The following is a 13512-nucleotide window of genomic DNA, read 5'->3' as shown; positions in this document are numbered from 1 at the left end:
TACGGAAATATCGATTTTTTATCTTAGGTTTGCGCTTTGATTGAACAAAAAATTAGAAAACTATGAACAAAGCATTCGCATGGATTGCAAAAGCTGGGATAGGGGTGTTAGTAGCGGCGGTAGTGTCGTGTAATCAGCAAGGATCGACTCCTGCTTCGGTTTCGTCGGTGGGTGACTCCACACAGACAAGCACGGAAAAGATTGTCTATGTAAACGTGGATACGTTGCTCGAGAAATACGAATATTTCAAAGATATAAGAACCAAATTAGAGGAAAAGGCAAAGAAGGCCCAAGCGGATCTCCAGTCACGCAGCAACGCATTCCAGCGTGAGGTGGCCGACTATCAGCAGAAAGCACCTACGATGAGCGCATCCGATAGGCAAACTACCGAGGAGCGCCTTGCCCGTAAACAAGATGAACTCGCCCGCCACAACCAAAATGCGAGTACATCATTTGCGCAGGAGGAAGCTTCGGAAAATGAAAAACTGTATGGACGGATTACCGAATACTTGAAAAAACACGCTAAAGAAAACGGATTTAAGTTCGTGCTTACTTATTCGGCGGCCAGTCCGGGTGTACTATACGCAGACGAAAGCCTCGAAATCACCAATGAGGTGCTGACGGCACTGAATGCGGAATATGCTAAAGATAAAAAATAGCGGTTTTTGACGAGAGCCATGATTCGGTTGCTGGCGTCAAAAAACAAAAATGGATTCGACTGGGTGGATCTTTCCGCTCCGAACAATGACGAAATCAAGCAGGTGGCTGAAACGTATGCCTTACACGAGGCATCGATTAAGGACTGCATGCAACCCGACCATCTGCCCAAATACGAGCTATTTGACAATTACACGTTTGTGATTTTGAGGGTGTTTGCCGCCGATCATGGCCACGAGGCCGACACCATACAAGAACTAACCAACAAGGTATCTATTTTTTTCACCGAAAACCACCTGATTACCGTTCACCGAGCCGAAGGCGATTTGATCGATTTGGTTAAAGCCAAACGTATTGACACGGGTAGATGCAATTCGACATTCCACCTCCTCAATTCATTGATTCGCGAATCGATCCTGACATTCGAGCAGCCGGGTATTAGGCTCTCCGAATCATTGGACTATTACGAAGAGCGGGTATTTTTGCGGCAACGAAAGTCACCGATCCTCCGGGGGTTGTATTTCGTGAAACGTAAGATCGACGTAATTCGCAGACTGATGCTTCTCTCGTATGAAATTATAGACAACATTGATTCGAAGGAACGCAGTGATGTCTATACCCGCGATTTGCGCGACCTGTATATCCGTACGCAGACACTTTTTGACAACCTATCGGAAAACACCGCACAGTTGCTATCCATCTACTTCTCAATTGCCTCACAGCGCACCAATGAGACGATGCGGGTACTGACCGTTTTTTCGGTATTCTTTATGCCACTTACGTTTATCGTAGGCATTTACGGAATGAATTTCAAGTTCATGCCTGAACTGAGCTGGCCTTATGGGTATCCAGCGGTGATGTTACTCATGGTAGGCATTTCGGTGGGTATCTATTTCTGGTTTAAACGTAAAGGATGGTTATGACGATCACGCCCGTTGTTTTGGCGTAGTTGCTATGAAATCTTTGAGGTAAAAGGGTTCGAAATAAGCGACATCTTCAAAACGCTCCTCGCGGTACGCGTGATTGGCCAGCCGGCTTAGGTAGCTGGCCGAGTTTTTGAAACCGGCTATTACTTCAATGTGCTTTTCGGCCGCAAACAACGCCGCCAGCTTATCCGCGCCGCTTCCAAAAAGAACCATGGACTGGCTGCTCCCAAGGTATTCAAACGACCGAGGGTCTACAATCACCGCAGCAGCAGGTGTAATGAGTTTCAGATGACTGTCAAAAACGGCAGTATACACTTCCATCCGACGCGCATCTACCATAGGACACAACAGGGTATTACCGTCCACCGGATTGTCGGCGGCGAAGCCCGTCGCCATTCCCGCCAGCGTATCGACACCAATAAGCGGTAGCCCGGTAGCGTAGCATAAGCCCTTGGCGGTGGAAACACCTATACGCAACCCCGTATAAGACCCCGGCCCCTTGCTGATGGCCACGGCTGAAAGATCACCAAAAGAAAGTCCTGTTCGCCGCAAGAGCTCATCGATCAAAAGCGTGAGTCGGGAAGCATGTACATTCGGCTCATCCACATCGATGCAAGCTATTGTCTCGCCATTGGCCGACAGAGCAGCTGAGCACACCTGGGTCGCGGTTTCGATTTGTAGGATGTAATGGGTGGACATAACGGAAAGCAAAGTTAATGATTTTTATCGGTGGTTAAGGCAAGCATCTAAGGCACAGGGTCATGACCGTGCCCCCCCCAGGGATGACAGCGACCGATGCGTTTGATGGCCAACCAGCCACCTTTGAACGGGCCATATTTGCGTATCGCTTCAACAGCATACTGCGAACAGGTGGGTGAGTAGCGGCAGGAGGCCCCAAGCATCGGCGAAAGCAGCACCTGATAGCCCCTGATTAACAGGAGAAATATTGCCGATATCGCCACTTTGATTACGTTATTCCAAATGTAGCGGAGCAGCTTCATAATACTTGATCATGCAGCTTTTTCAACACATCGGCCATTCGCTCCCGCATCAAGGGAAAGTCTAGCACTTCGTTACCCACGTATTGTAGCGCAATGGCTAAACCATACGGCCTACCTTCAACGGCAGGATACAACAACTCATCTTTCTGCAGACGATAGCATTCTCGCATGCGACGTTTCAATAAGTTGCGATGTACTGCATGCCGAAAGCGACGCTTGGATACGGACAACAATACCTGAGCAGGCCACGCTGCCCCCTCAACCCGCATAAATACAACACGATAAGGGTAAATTAAAAAAGAAGAACCATCATGAAAAAGGCTATCTATCAACCTTTTACTACACAATCGTTCTTCTTTCGAAAATGTTTTTCTTTTCATTGCTGATAAGCTCTCCCCGAATCCGGTCGAGAGCCCCGGGTGCGAGCGGTCACCGGCAATGTCGACGGTTAGGCTTTGTGACGGCCTTCGTCTGATACGGAAAGGCGTCTCCGCCCTTTTGCCCGCCTTGATGCCAATACGCGACGGCCGTTTGCAGAGCTCATGCGCTCCCTAAACCCATGCTTATTCCTTCTTTTCCGTTGCGACGGCTGAAATGTTCTCTTCATGACGCTTGCTATCTTTTTTTGTTATTAGCCAAAAATGAAAGTGCAAATGTACGGGTAAAACAGATAATTATCAAATATATGCACTTAATTTTTACACCTATCTTCACCGTAGCCGAAAATCGATGACTACACCAGCAAGCAGATGACACAAAAATATAAGCGTTATATTTGGGGCATGAACATCACGAAAGCCGCGGTAATTTGCACTGCGTTATTTATTCGGACATTCACAACACATGCCCAAGCGGATCGCTCACTATATATCATCTATGATACGGAGAGAAAAGCGGAAATCACATTCGCGGAATTGACGGCTTCAATTGGTCATGCCGATATCGTATTTTTCGGGGAAGAGCATAACGACTCGATAGCTCATGTTTTGCAATTTGAATTACTGAAAGCAATGGACGAGCGCTACGCCGGTGTAGCGCTTTCAATGGAAATGCTCGTGAGTGACGACCAGTTGGTATTGGACGAATACCTATCAGGCCTCATAACAGAACGAAACTTCAACAAGGATGCGGTATTGTGGAATAATTATACCGATTACCGCCCAATGGTGGAATACGCCAGGGAAAATGGGCTGCCCGTGTTAGCGGCCAACGCGCCAAGCCGATACACGAATCGTGTTACCCGGTCGGGGCTGGAGAGCTTGAACGCGCTTGATAAATCAGCTAAGCACTTGCTTGCTCCCTTACCCATCGATACGTTGACGGGCCGCTACCATGAGAAGTTTACTGCGCTGATGGGCGGCCATGAGAGCATGGGTGGCCTAAAAATATATCAAAGCCAAAATCTCTGGGATGCTACCATGGCTTACCGCATCAGTAGATTCTCCAAGGGGAAAAATATCCAGAAAGTCCTACATCTCAATGGTCGGTTCCATAGCGATGAGCGATTGGGTACGGTAGCCCAGCTTCGTAACTATGTGTCACGGCGAACCTCCGTTGTTACTATCTCTTGTTTCCCCGACAACGGCTATAATGAACCCGATTGGGAATCATTCAGCCATCTTGGAGACTTTATTATCCTTACGGATCCGGTGATACCCAAGACATTTTAGGGGGCGCTTACAGTACGCCCCCCTATTTATCCCTTACTACTTTGACTTTAACAAGTCTCTGATTTCGGTAAGCAATACCTCTTCTTTCGAAGGTTCAGGTGGGGCTGCCGGAGCGTCCTCTTCTTTCCGCTTCAGTGCGTTGAGACCTTTAATGACAAGAAAAATACAAAATGCGATAATAAGGAATTCAATAATCACATTAATGAAATTGCCATAGTTAATAGCTGTTTCAGCGATCTCATTGGCTTCGTCAGCGGGTTGGATGACATACTTCATTTCCGAGAAATCGATACCTCCTGTAAGGTAACCAATGGGGGGCATGATTACATCATTGACCAAAGAGGTAACGATTTTGCCAAAGGCCCCGCCGATGACCACACCGACAGCAAGGTCTACCACGCTGCCGCGCATGGCAAATTCCTTGAATTCTTTTATAAATCCCATAAAACAATAAGGTTAATTTGTTAATTAAATATTTCCCAACGCCTAAATTGGACATTTTCAACGGCTAAACAAATTTTTTTTTATTTAAGTTGCCCTGCGTTAATCAGGCTGAGTCATTGGAATTAACTTTCCGGCATACCCTTTCTATCTAATTGTTATTAAATTTAATCTAAAACACTGTTGCAATTATATTTTAACTTATATTTGCATTAGTTACGTGACTTACTTATGAAATAACCAACTGCCTGGATAGGGGGCATCTATGATAAACATTTAACAGATGACAGAGATATTGATAGCAGATGATCATGGAATCGTTAGGCTGGGCACATCAATTGTGGTGAAAGAGGCGTTGCCGCTTGCACGGGTTACCCAGGCTGAAGACTTTGATGAAATGGTCAAGTTGTTGTCGGAAAAGCCCTATGATCTTCTTCTGCTCGACATCAATATGCCGGGAGGCAATAACATCAAAATGGTTGAAAAAGTATTGCTTGTTCAACCAAACATCAAAATATTGGTGTTTTCGTCTTATGACGAAACGCTTTATGCGCTCCGTTACCTCCAGGCGGGCGCTGCAGGTTACCTGAATAAAAACACCTCAAAAGCGGACTTGAAAGAAGCTATTCTCTCGGTTATCCAACGGGGAAAATACATGAGCCCGGAAGTACGAGAGTTGTACTACAATACGCTCACCATGGGGAAATCGGTACTAAAAGCAGACAACCCGTTAAACCATCTTTCTAACCGGGAGGTTGATGTGGCAAAATACCTCGTACAGGGATTGGGCATTATGGACGTATCCAAAGCACTCAACCTCAGCACGTCGACCGTAAGCACCTATAAAACGCGAATTTTCGAGAAACTCCAAGTTGAAAATATCGCAGAATTGATTGAAAAGTTCCGACTGCACTCGGGTGCTTAAAGAGTTACAGTTTGTCGATCGTGGTCACCGGGATATCACGTGACATCGGCGTCGTAAGAGGCGAACCATTGAAATACGTATAACCAACGTCTTCCTGAAGCCCCCATACCATCGGTGCTAAAAACTTTATAGTTGCCTCATAGCCTTGTACCGTTGCGGCAAGATTGCCTGTATCCTTTGAATTTTTGGCCTCGTTCTCGATTTCAAAGGGTCCGTTAAATCCTCTTTCAATAAGGCGGTCAACGAATGCTCGCCAATCCATGCTGTCCGAGCCACCAAATCCGGGCAACATAGCCTCATAATGATGTCGATCCCATTCATTGGCCGGCACAGCTACCCCTGCCCTTTTAGCCAAACCAGCATCCACCAGTTGCATGGGATACATACCGCCCCAGTCGATGCGTGCAGTCGTTTCAAGGTTCCGTGTAGCCTTCACATGGATACGATGCACACGCGACATGTCAGTCTGCGATATTACAGCCACCGGATCGGTATGCTGCCACACGTCGTGTGACGGGTCGTATATCTCGCCATGTGCCTGACTAGGTATAAGCGCGTACATGAGTTTACGTGCCGCCAGCACCCCGGGCAGGTTATTATATGTGCTTGTATAAGATGCCGGGCGCCATCCTTCCATCGGACAATTTTCATACAATATCGTTACCCCTAAATCTTCTGCATACCGGATAATGGGTGCAAACACCCGCTTATATTCATCCAAGTTCTTTTGAAAACCATTTGCCTGAACGCCAAGCTCGTGGTTATACCCGACAAAGGTGCCCACTTTCACGTTGTTGTCATCACCGCCCAGTAGATGGGCGATCCGTATCAGCTTAAGCAGGTGGTTCTGGTTTTTTATACGTTCTGCCGGTTCCCCTCCTATCATGTTTTCGAAAGCCCCCAGTGACAATCCCAAGTTAGCGCTATTAAAACGATCGATAAGTGCCTTTGCCGAGTCCGGTGTGAAATGCTCGTACGCTAAATGGGTAGCCGTGTGATCCTTTCGCGTTCCGTCGCGTCGGAAAACACAAAGGTCTATGCCTTGCGCACCGATCCCTACCGTGGTATCCACCAATTCAGACAATGTCAATTTATCGAATGCGGAACTCATCACCCAAATGGGGTTATTTCGTTTGTTAGTCGTCATAGCACGTTTGTTTGGAGCGATAATACGAAAAATAACAGATATGGTAAAGTTGCTGTCTATCTAAAAATGGACACGGACCCGGATAGCGGCTGCTCTAATATATCAGACGATAGCGTATAGTAGTAGGTGCCGGTCGGTAACGGTGCACCGTTGTACTGTCCGGCCCACGGTTCCGTATATCCTTTTGAAGAAAACACCAGCGTACCCCATCGGTTGAACACTTGTATAAATACATTCGGATAGGCACGCAATCCCTCAATTTCCCATGTATCGTTTACGTTATCTCCGTTTGGTGTGAAGCCGTTGGGTACAATGAGATCATTCAGTACGGTAATCGTGACTGTTTCTGTTTTCTCACATCCGAAGGCATTGCTGGCAGTCAACGTGTATGTCGTTGTTTGGGCTGGGGACGCAACCGGATATTGCATATGGTAATTGTCCAGACCTGGTTCATTGCTCCATCTAAATTGGGAGGCGTTGGTTTGGGGGCGTAGCGTAATTCGTTGGTTCGGAAGCATGACCACGTCCAACATCGGCTCGATGGATATTGTGTCGTACACCGTGATGATGGCTTGGGATGGTAACGGGCAAGGTGTGCCTTGTGGTGGTGAAAAGGTAATGGTGTGTTGCCCCACGCCTGCGACGGCGGGGTAGAAAACGCCGTCAACCACGCCGATTCCGCTATACGTATCTACCATATCGACACTCCCATTGACGATCACACCGCCTGCAAGTGGCAACGGGTCATCGTCCGCACACAGCGCGGGCTGCAACAATGTCAATGACGTACGGATCGGTTCATTCACCAGGACTTCGAAAATGTGGGTAGCGAAGCGATCGCCGCATCCGTTGACTGCCTGACGAATGAGGTGAAATATACCTGCTTCTGTGGCGATGAATTCGTAGGTACGCGAATTCGCTTCGGGTATGTTTATGGGCAGTCCGCTACCGTCGTCGAGCCGCCATTGGTAAGTGATGGGACCGGCGCTTGCCCTAATGTACTCGGGCGGATTTAACAAAATGGAACCTCCTTCACATAACGGTGCCGTTTCATCGATATCGGTTACGTCTGCCTGTGGAACGAGCTGCGCTATGCGGATAGGTTCGGAAGAAATACGACACAACGGCTCACTCAAATTATCGGCACTTGCAGCAGCCGTCAGCCGGTACCATTGGTTGTCGATAGGTATTATATCCAACTCGTTGCGGCGTTCACCGGGAATATCCGTCCATTGAGCGTCAACGCCTCGCCGGGTCTGCCATTGGAATACCGGCTCTGCTGCATAGCTATCGTCAGGTGCGATGAGGCCGCTAAGCCGTATGGGGACAGTGCCCCCATCGCAGAAAAATAAGGTGTCGCCCTGTTTCAATGTCTCATCCATGTCCAATGAAATCGGAGGTCCACAGGGCGTGAATTGAATATCGTCGATAGCCAAATCGTTGCCGCAGCCACCGGGGTTGTCGTTGATGAGCACCAAATCAAACACCGTTTGATTTCCCGTATTGAATTCAAAACCGTACGGTAGCCATTGCGGCGAGGAGGTAGGGGCTATATTTTCCGTTGCATAAGGTGCATTTACTTGGTTTCCGTCCATATCCTCAATCACAAAACGCACATTGGGCGGTATCGGGTTCCCGTTGCATTCTTCTGCACGATTGGCGTTGGCAATCCACGCGCTAAAACGGAAACGTGTGTTCTCACATAGCCCCGACACCCGAATACGATAGAATTCACCCGGATAATCATCGGCGTTGAAAACAACCATCATACCATCGGCATTACCAGTATGGTCACGAAGATTATGCCAGGAACCAAGCCCGTGATTTATATTAGACACCAACTTATACCACCCCTCGCCGTTGGGCGTTTGCCCCGGCAAGACCGGGTCATATGTGGTCGTGCCTCCTTCTAAACTCGGGTTGTCGGCCGTGCCAAACGTAATATTAACAATCGGATCGCCCGACGATCCGCATTGTGCGCGGCCTGCAACTGCGGTAAATACGGCCAACATCAGCCCAATGATTCCCTTGAGGTAATATAAGAGCCTTTTCACCATACGATAGTTGGGCATTTCGGCCCTTTTTGGTTATTGAGATTAATACCCACTATGATTTCATGCGAGCCCAATGAGTGCTGTCGAAGGTCGGAGTTGATGAAATCATAGGCATAGGCGACGTTTAGCGTGGAGCTGATGAAAAAGCCCGCCATCGCTGCTACGCCATCCTGGTGCCGCCAACTAATCCCGGCCCAAAAGGCATCGCCTACCTGCCCTTTCAGGTTGATGTCGAATGCCATCGGGGCGGGTTGGACAAGCTTCAACATCGCGGATGGGGTAAGGTAAAAATCGCCCATCCTAAACCGATAGCCAAAAGTCGCGAAATAATGCTGCTGCATAGCCATGGTTAGCCCGCCTAGGGGTGAAGATCCGAACCCATCGTCCAACAGGTTCTGTACCGATACCCCTAAGTACATATCGTTGGTATAAAGCCATAACCCTGCGCTCGCTGTCGGGGTTGCCCGTCTGAAATCATCTGTCCCGTATACCGGGTCGTTGGGCTCCGCTAGCTGTACCTTAGAAAAGTCAACCCGCCGATAGTTCACGCCTATTCCCATTCCGAGTGACAACCGGTAGGTTTCGTTAAGCGGTAAGTGATAGGCGCCATTCAGCTCGGCCGATGAAAACAATATGGGCCCGGTTTGATCAACGAGGACTTTGCTGCCGAGGCCAAGATTGCTTTTCCGGCCATCCCGCCTGTTCAGTGGAGCATTCATCGTAGCATATAACGTCTTGGGCGCATCGGCAATCCCCGTCCACTGTGAACGGGCTGACAGCTTCAACTCCGCATATTCAGCTATTCCTGCCACTGCTGGATTGAGCACAAAGTTATTTGCCATGTACATGGTATAATGCGGTTGCTGTTGAGCCATTACCGTCACAGGCAGGCAAGGTATAAGCAACAACAGCACCTTTCCACAATTTATCATGGCATCGATAATCGGAGATACGAATTTACACAAATTATTCCATAAAAAAGCCCTCTTGCCTAAGGCGAGAGGGCTTTTAGCTATTTGACTGAGTCAAACAGTATGCTTATTTTGCATTTTTTGCTTCTTGAATTTCCAAGCGGATTGCTTGAGCTAGATTCTTCACATCTTGCAGGCCTTTTCTTACCCGAGTACCGGCTGCATTGTTGCCCTTGTTGAAGAATTTGTCTGCGTCCCCATCTAACCCTTCAATCAAACTCTTAAGCTCATTAAATTTTTGGATACTTGCCATAATAAATACTCCTTTTTAGTTTTTAATTTAAATAAGTTAATAATCTACAGTGGGTTAAAAGTAGAATCTTTTTTCGGAAAAAAAAACTTTAAAACACCCCGAACAGGCTTTAAACGCACTTTTTTTTCCACATCTTCTATTTTATTGAGTTACCTGCATTAGCGGTTATCATCACATATTGCTGATACACAGCAAAATAATCAAAAACACATCGTTGAAATCTCGCCGCCTCTCTGTCGCGAGTAATCCGTTCTTTTTTATCGCTTTCGTTCCTAAATTACTCGGATTGTAAAGAAACAACCTGCTTATAAGCGCCTGCCTGCAATCTTTCACTGACAGCTGTAAATGCATCCAAGGTATATTCCACGTCTTCCCGAGTATGTACCGCAGTGGGGATAAGCCGCAATTCAATCAAGCCTTTTGGGATGACCGGATAAACCACAATCGAGCAAAATATCCCATGGGTCTCCCGCAGATCGCGTGTAAGTGCCGTCGCTTCATGTAAATCTCCTTTCAAGAAAACCGGTGTCACCATCGTATTGGTAGCGCCAATATCGAATCCGCGTTCCTTCAGCCCGCGTTGCAACGTCTGTGCAACCACCCAAAGCCGCTCACGCAGCTCGGGGCTATTTTTTAGCAATTCGAAGCGCTTTTTCAGCCCGATGACCATCGGCATAGGAAGTGATTTTGCGAACGTCTGTGACCGCATATTGTATCGGAGATAAGTAATCACGTCTTTTGTAGAGGCTACAAACGCACCAATCCCAGCCATCGATTTGGCGAATGTCCCAAAATAAATGTCTACATCAGGTATGCAATCCTGGGCTTCGTGGGTACCGGCCCCTCCTCGGCCCATCGTGCCGAACCCGTGTGCATCATCAACCAGCATCCGGAAGGGGTACTTGGCTTTCAAGGCCGCAATTTCCTTCAACTTCCCCTGCGCACCCGACATACCGAATACGCCTTCAGTAATCAACAGCACCGATCCGCCGTTCATACGGGCCAATTTGGACGCCCGTATCAATTGCCGTTCACAGCTTTCCAGATCGTTATGCTGGTATACGAATCGCTTCCCCATGTGCAGTCGTACACCATCTACGATACAAGCATGTGATTCCGCATCGTAAACGATAATATCGTTCCGGTCTACCAGGGCATCGATAATGGATACCATACCTTGATACCCATAGTTAAGCAGAAATGCATCCTCCTTGCCCACGTAAGCGGCCAGGTCCTGCTCCAGTTCTTCATGGTGAACACTATTGCCCGACATCATCCGGGCTCCCATGGGATACGCCATACCGAAGTCGGCCGCGGCTTGTGCATCCACTGCCCGCACTTCTGGATGATTGGCTAAGCCCAAGTAATTGTTGAGGCTCCACACCAAATGCTCTTTCCCGTTAAATGTCATGCGGGGTGCAATTTCACCTTCTAGCTTCGGAAACGAAAAATAACCATGCGACCATTCATAATGCTGACCTATTGGTCCTAGGTTTTTCGCTATTTTATCAAATAAGTCCAATATATATGTTGCGTATTAATGAGACAAAAATCGTTGCAAAGATAAACTTTAAATCAAAAGCTACCAATATGTCGATGTCATCGCGAAGTGAACCCGCATCTGTAATTGACACAAAATTTACATTATAAGGCGCTAAACGAACAAAAACTGCTTGATTAGGCATCCCTACCAAGCAGTTCTTTCATTCTGATATAAAAAAACCGAACAGTCGAGACGTATTTAATCTACGTTGTCATGCAAAAATGAGTTATTTGGCCTGATTTCCGTAATGCCTTCTTCGGTAGACAAGGTAAACCTCGACACTTGCGACTCCGACGAATGCGGCACATCATCCAGCGCCATTTGCTTACGGCGATATGCAGGTTCCGTCTCCAATTCCTGCAAGCCATTGGCGGATTTGAGCTTCATGCTCAATTCCTTGAGCCTCAATATACGTTCCTTGGTTTTCAGCAATTCTTTTTCTACATGTTCGGGTGTTTTATGTTCATCGGCTCCACGCTTTACCTCTTCCATCGCCCGAAACTTATCATCATGATCCTCATCGGAATAGCTAGCATCGCTAGCAGCCTCCGCATCACTGGATGCCTCTTCGCCAAACGTTGCTGGCAGTTCAAAATGGAATGCAGATGGCGTTGTCCTCACCTCGTATCCATCGTTCTCTTTTTCTTTAGCTTCACTGGGCTGTTGGTTTTCGGGAGTCAGTGTATGACGGATGATGCCGTCCCGGTCTGGCGTATTATTACGTAATTGCGGCTTGGGTGCCGACGCACTGAATAAGTCGGCTTGCTGCGCGGTAGTATTGATTCCGCTTCGCTCGGCAACGGGTTTAATAACCGGTTCGGGTGTTTCTGCGTTGTCATCGGCCTTCAACACAAACTGATTAATTGGCTTTACATAAGGCGTTTTCGGCTCTTCCGGCGTAAGTGGGATTTGGACGCGTTCGTTCTCCTTCTCTTTTATCCGTTCTTCCGATGTTTGAAATCCCGTAGCAATAATGGTTACCGACAACTCACTTTCGAACGACTCATTGATACAGTTACCCCATATCAAATCGGCTGATAAACCGGCTTTATCTTGGATATAATCCGTGATAACGGTTACTTCATCCATCGTTACTTCCTGTTTTCCGGAAGTAATGTTGAGCAAAATGTAACGCGCGCCCTCTATTTCGTTATCTTTAAGTAATGGCGAAGCCAATGCCCCTTCAACTGCACGCAGTGCACGATCTTCACCTTCGGCAATTGCATTACCCATAATGGCTACACCACTATCGTTCATGACGGTCCGCACGTCTTTAAAGTCGACATTTACATATCCCGGAATCGTGATGATCTCAGCGATGCCTTTCGCGGCCGTGGTCAAGATGTCATCGGCTTTCGCAAACGCGGCGGTCATGGTGAGGTTACCGAAAATATCACGCAGTCTGTCGTTTGAAATTACCAAGTACGAGTCTACATATTTCGTCAGCTCGCCCAAACCGTCTTCGGCTTGCATACGGCGCCTTTTGCCCTCAAAAGCAAAGGGAGTGGTGACAATGGCAACGGTGAGGATACCTAGCTCCCGAGCCGCCTTGGCCAGTACCGGACTGGCACCGGTTCCGGTGCCGCCACCCATACCGGCCGTGATAAACAGCATCTTTGTATTGGAGCCCAACATGCGCTTGATGTCTTCAATGCTTTCGATGGCCGAATTTTCGCCGACGCTGGGATCGGCACCTGCCCCCATCCCTTCCGTCAGGCTTGCCCCCAACTGCACCTTATTCGGTATGGAACTTAGCTCCAGCGCCTGCGCATCCGTATTGCAAACGATGAAATCCACACCGCTGATTCCCTGCTTATACATGTGGTTCACCGCATTTCCACCACCTCCACCTACGCCAATTACCTTGATAATTGCCGATTGCTCCTTTAACATTTCAAATTTAAAAGACATATTTCAATCGTAT

The 13512-nt window shown here is 47.7% G+C and carries 15 protein-coding genes; 4 read left to right on the top strand and 11 right to left on the bottom strand.

From position 1 onward, the window contains the following. Positions 1 to 62: 62 nt before the first annotated feature. Positions 63 to 659 (top strand): OmpH family outer membrane protein, encoded by a 597-nt coding sequence (locus tag VNQ80_RS11355; RefSeq protein ID WP_325638603.1) that lies wholly within the window; start codon positions 63 to 65, stop codon positions 657 to 659. 18 nt (positions 660 to 677) lie between these two features. Next, the gene (locus VNQ80_RS11350) at positions 678 to 1580 is read left to right on the top strand and encodes a CorA family divalent cation transporter (protein ID WP_325638601.1); all 903 of its coding nucleotides are present in this window, start codon (positions 678 to 680) and stop codon (positions 1578 to 1580) included. A 3-nt stretch (positions 1581 to 1583) separates the two neighbouring features. Here the strand turns inward: VNQ80_RS11350 and tsaB are convergent, their stop codons facing one another. From tsaB to rpmH, 4 genes are all read right to left on the bottom strand, one after another. Next, positions 1584 to 2282 (bottom strand): tRNA (adenosine(37)-N6)-threonylcarbamoyltransferase complex dimerization subunit type 1 TsaB, encoded by a 699-nt coding sequence (tsaB, locus tag VNQ80_RS11345; RefSeq protein WP_325638597.1) that lies wholly within the window; start codon positions 2280 to 2282, stop codon positions 1584 to 1586. Positions 2283 to 2329: 47 nt separating this feature from the next. Continuing rightward, positions 2330 to 2584 carry a membrane protein insertion efficiency factor YidD gene (gene yidD / locus VNQ80_RS11340; RefSeq protein WP_325638595.1) on the bottom strand — a complete coding sequence of 85 codons (255 nt, stop codon included), beginning with the start codon at positions 2582 to 2584 and terminating at the stop codon, positions 2330 to 2332. Beyond that, positions 2581 to 2964, bottom strand: a complete 384-nt coding sequence (locus VNQ80_RS11335) for a ribonuclease P protein component (protein WP_325638593.1) — start codon at positions 2962 to 2964, stop codon at positions 2581 to 2583. The genes yidD and VNQ80_RS11335 overlap by 4 nt, the downstream gene beginning before the upstream one ends. 68 nt (positions 2965 to 3032) lie before the next feature. Further along, positions 3033 to 3191, bottom strand: a complete 159-nt coding sequence (rpmH, locus tag VNQ80_RS11330; protein ID WP_325638591.1) for a 50S ribosomal protein L34 — start codon at positions 3189 to 3191, stop codon at positions 3033 to 3035. A 175-nt stretch (positions 3192 to 3366) separates the two neighbouring features. Here rpmH and VNQ80_RS11325 point away from each other — a divergent pair, with 175 nt between their 5' ends. Then, complete coding sequence (locus VNQ80_RS11325; protein ID WP_325638589.1) at positions 3367 to 4254, top strand: ChaN family lipoprotein; 888 nt, start codon at positions 3367 to 3369, stop codon at positions 4252 to 4254. 36 nt (positions 4255 to 4290) lie between these two features. Here the strand turns inward: VNQ80_RS11325 and mscL are convergent, their stop codons facing one another. Continuing rightward, the gene (gene mscL / locus VNQ80_RS11320; RefSeq protein WP_325638587.1) at positions 4291 to 4698 is read right to left on the bottom strand and encodes a large-conductance mechanosensitive channel protein MscL; all 408 of its coding nucleotides are present in this window, start codon (positions 4696 to 4698) and stop codon (positions 4291 to 4293) included. Between the two features lie 280 nt (positions 4699 to 4978). Here mscL and VNQ80_RS11315 point away from each other — a divergent pair, with 280 nt between their 5' ends. Further along, the gene (locus VNQ80_RS11315; RefSeq protein ID WP_325638586.1) at positions 4979 to 5620 is read left to right on the top strand and encodes a response regulator transcription factor; all 642 of its coding nucleotides are present in this window, start codon (positions 4979 to 4981) and stop codon (positions 5618 to 5620) included. 4 nt (positions 5621 to 5624) lie between these two features. On the opposite strand, the gene VNQ80_RS11310 is transcribed toward VNQ80_RS11315, so the two are convergent. From VNQ80_RS11310 to ftsZ, 6 genes are all read right to left on the bottom strand, one after another. Further along, positions 5625 to 6767, bottom strand: coding sequence for a sugar phosphate isomerase/epimerase (locus VNQ80_RS11310; protein ID WP_325638585.1), 1143 nt, complete (start codon positions 6765 to 6767; stop codon positions 5625 to 5627). A 56-nt stretch (positions 6768 to 6823) separates the two neighbouring features. After that, complete coding sequence (locus VNQ80_RS11305) at positions 6824 to 8839, bottom strand: gliding motility-associated C-terminal domain-containing protein (protein ID WP_325638584.1); 2016 nt, start codon at positions 8837 to 8839, stop codon at positions 6824 to 6826. Beyond that, positions 8818 to 9753, bottom strand: a complete 936-nt coding sequence (locus VNQ80_RS11300) for a type IX secretion system membrane protein PorP/SprF (RefSeq protein WP_325638582.1) — start codon at positions 9751 to 9753, stop codon at positions 8818 to 8820. Before VNQ80_RS11300 ends, VNQ80_RS11305 begins: the two co-directional genes overlap by 22 nt. A gap of 106 nt (positions 9754 to 9859) precedes the next feature. Further along, entirely contained in the window at positions 9860 to 10045 is a 186-nt protein-coding gene (locus tag VNQ80_RS11295; RefSeq protein WP_188752434.1) for a histone H1, read from the bottom strand. 277 nt (positions 10046 to 10322) lie between these two features. Continuing rightward, positions 10323 to 11567: an aminotransferase class I/II-fold pyridoxal phosphate-dependent enzyme gene (locus VNQ80_RS11290; RefSeq protein WP_325638577.1), complete on the bottom strand. Its 1245-nt coding sequence runs from the start codon at positions 11565 to 11567 to the stop codon at positions 10323 to 10325. Between the two features lie 219 nt (positions 11568 to 11786). Further along, the gene (ftsZ, locus tag VNQ80_RS11285) at positions 11787 to 13499 is read right to left on the bottom strand and encodes a cell division protein FtsZ (RefSeq protein WP_325638575.1); all 1713 of its coding nucleotides are present in this window, start codon (positions 13497 to 13499) and stop codon (positions 11787 to 11789) included. Positions 13500 to 13512 lie beyond the last annotated feature (13 nt).

Origin of the sequence: Parapedobacter sp., from assembly GCF_035556095.1 — a bacterium.
Classification (GTDB): domain Bacteria; phylum Bacteroidota; class Bacteroidia; order Sphingobacteriales; family Sphingobacteriaceae; genus Parapedobacter.
This window is presented reverse-complemented; position numbering and strand designations above follow the sequence as displayed.

Coding starts and splice junctions, on each gene's coding strand:
- VNQ80_RS11350 (WP_325638601.1), top strand. CDS start 678: ATGATTCGGTTGCTGGCGTCAAAAAACAAAAATGGATTCGACTGGGTG.
- mscL (WP_325638587.1), bottom strand. CDS start 4,698: ATGGGATTTATAAAAGAATTCAAGGAATTTGCCATGCGCGGCAGCGTG.
- VNQ80_RS11300 (WP_325638582.1), bottom strand. CDS start 9,753: ATGATAAATTGTGGAAAGGTGCTGTTGTTGCTTATACCTTGCCTGCCT.
- tsaB (WP_325638597.1), bottom strand. CDS start 2,282: ATGTCCACCCATTACATCCTACAAATCGAAACCGCGACCCAGGTGTGC.
- VNQ80_RS11335 (WP_325638593.1), bottom strand. CDS start 2,964: ATGAAAAGAAAAACATTTTCGAAAGAAGAACGATTGTGTAGTAAAAGG.
- VNQ80_RS11295 (WP_188752434.1), bottom strand. CDS start 10,045: ATGGCAAGTATCCAAAAATTTAATGAGCTTAAGAGTTTGATTGAAGGG.
- yidD (WP_325638595.1), bottom strand. CDS start 2,584: ATGAAGCTGCTCCGCTACATTTGGAATAACGTAATCAAAGTGGCGATA.
- VNQ80_RS11355 (WP_325638603.1), top strand. CDS start 63: ATGAACAAAGCATTCGCATGGATTGCAAAAGCTGGGATAGGGGTGTTA.
- VNQ80_RS11310 (WP_325638585.1), bottom strand. CDS start 6,767: ATGACGACTAACAAACGAAATAACCCCATTTGGGTGATGAGTTCCGCA.
- ftsZ (WP_325638575.1), bottom strand. CDS start 13,499: ATGTCTTTTAAATTTGAAATGTTAAAGGAGCAATCGGCAATTATCAAG.
- VNQ80_RS11305 (WP_325638584.1), bottom strand. CDS start 8,839: ATGCCCAACTATCGTATGGTGAAAAGGCTCTTATATTACCTCAAGGGA.
- rpmH (WP_325638591.1), bottom strand. CDS start 3,191: ATGAAGAGAACATTTCAGCCGTCGCAACGGAAAAGAAGGAATAAGCAT.
- VNQ80_RS11325 (WP_325638589.1), top strand. CDS start 3,367: ATGAACATCACGAAAGCCGCGGTAATTTGCACTGCGTTATTTATTCGG.
- VNQ80_RS11315 (WP_325638586.1), top strand. CDS start 4,979: ATGACAGAGATATTGATAGCAGATGATCATGGAATCGTTAGGCTGGGC.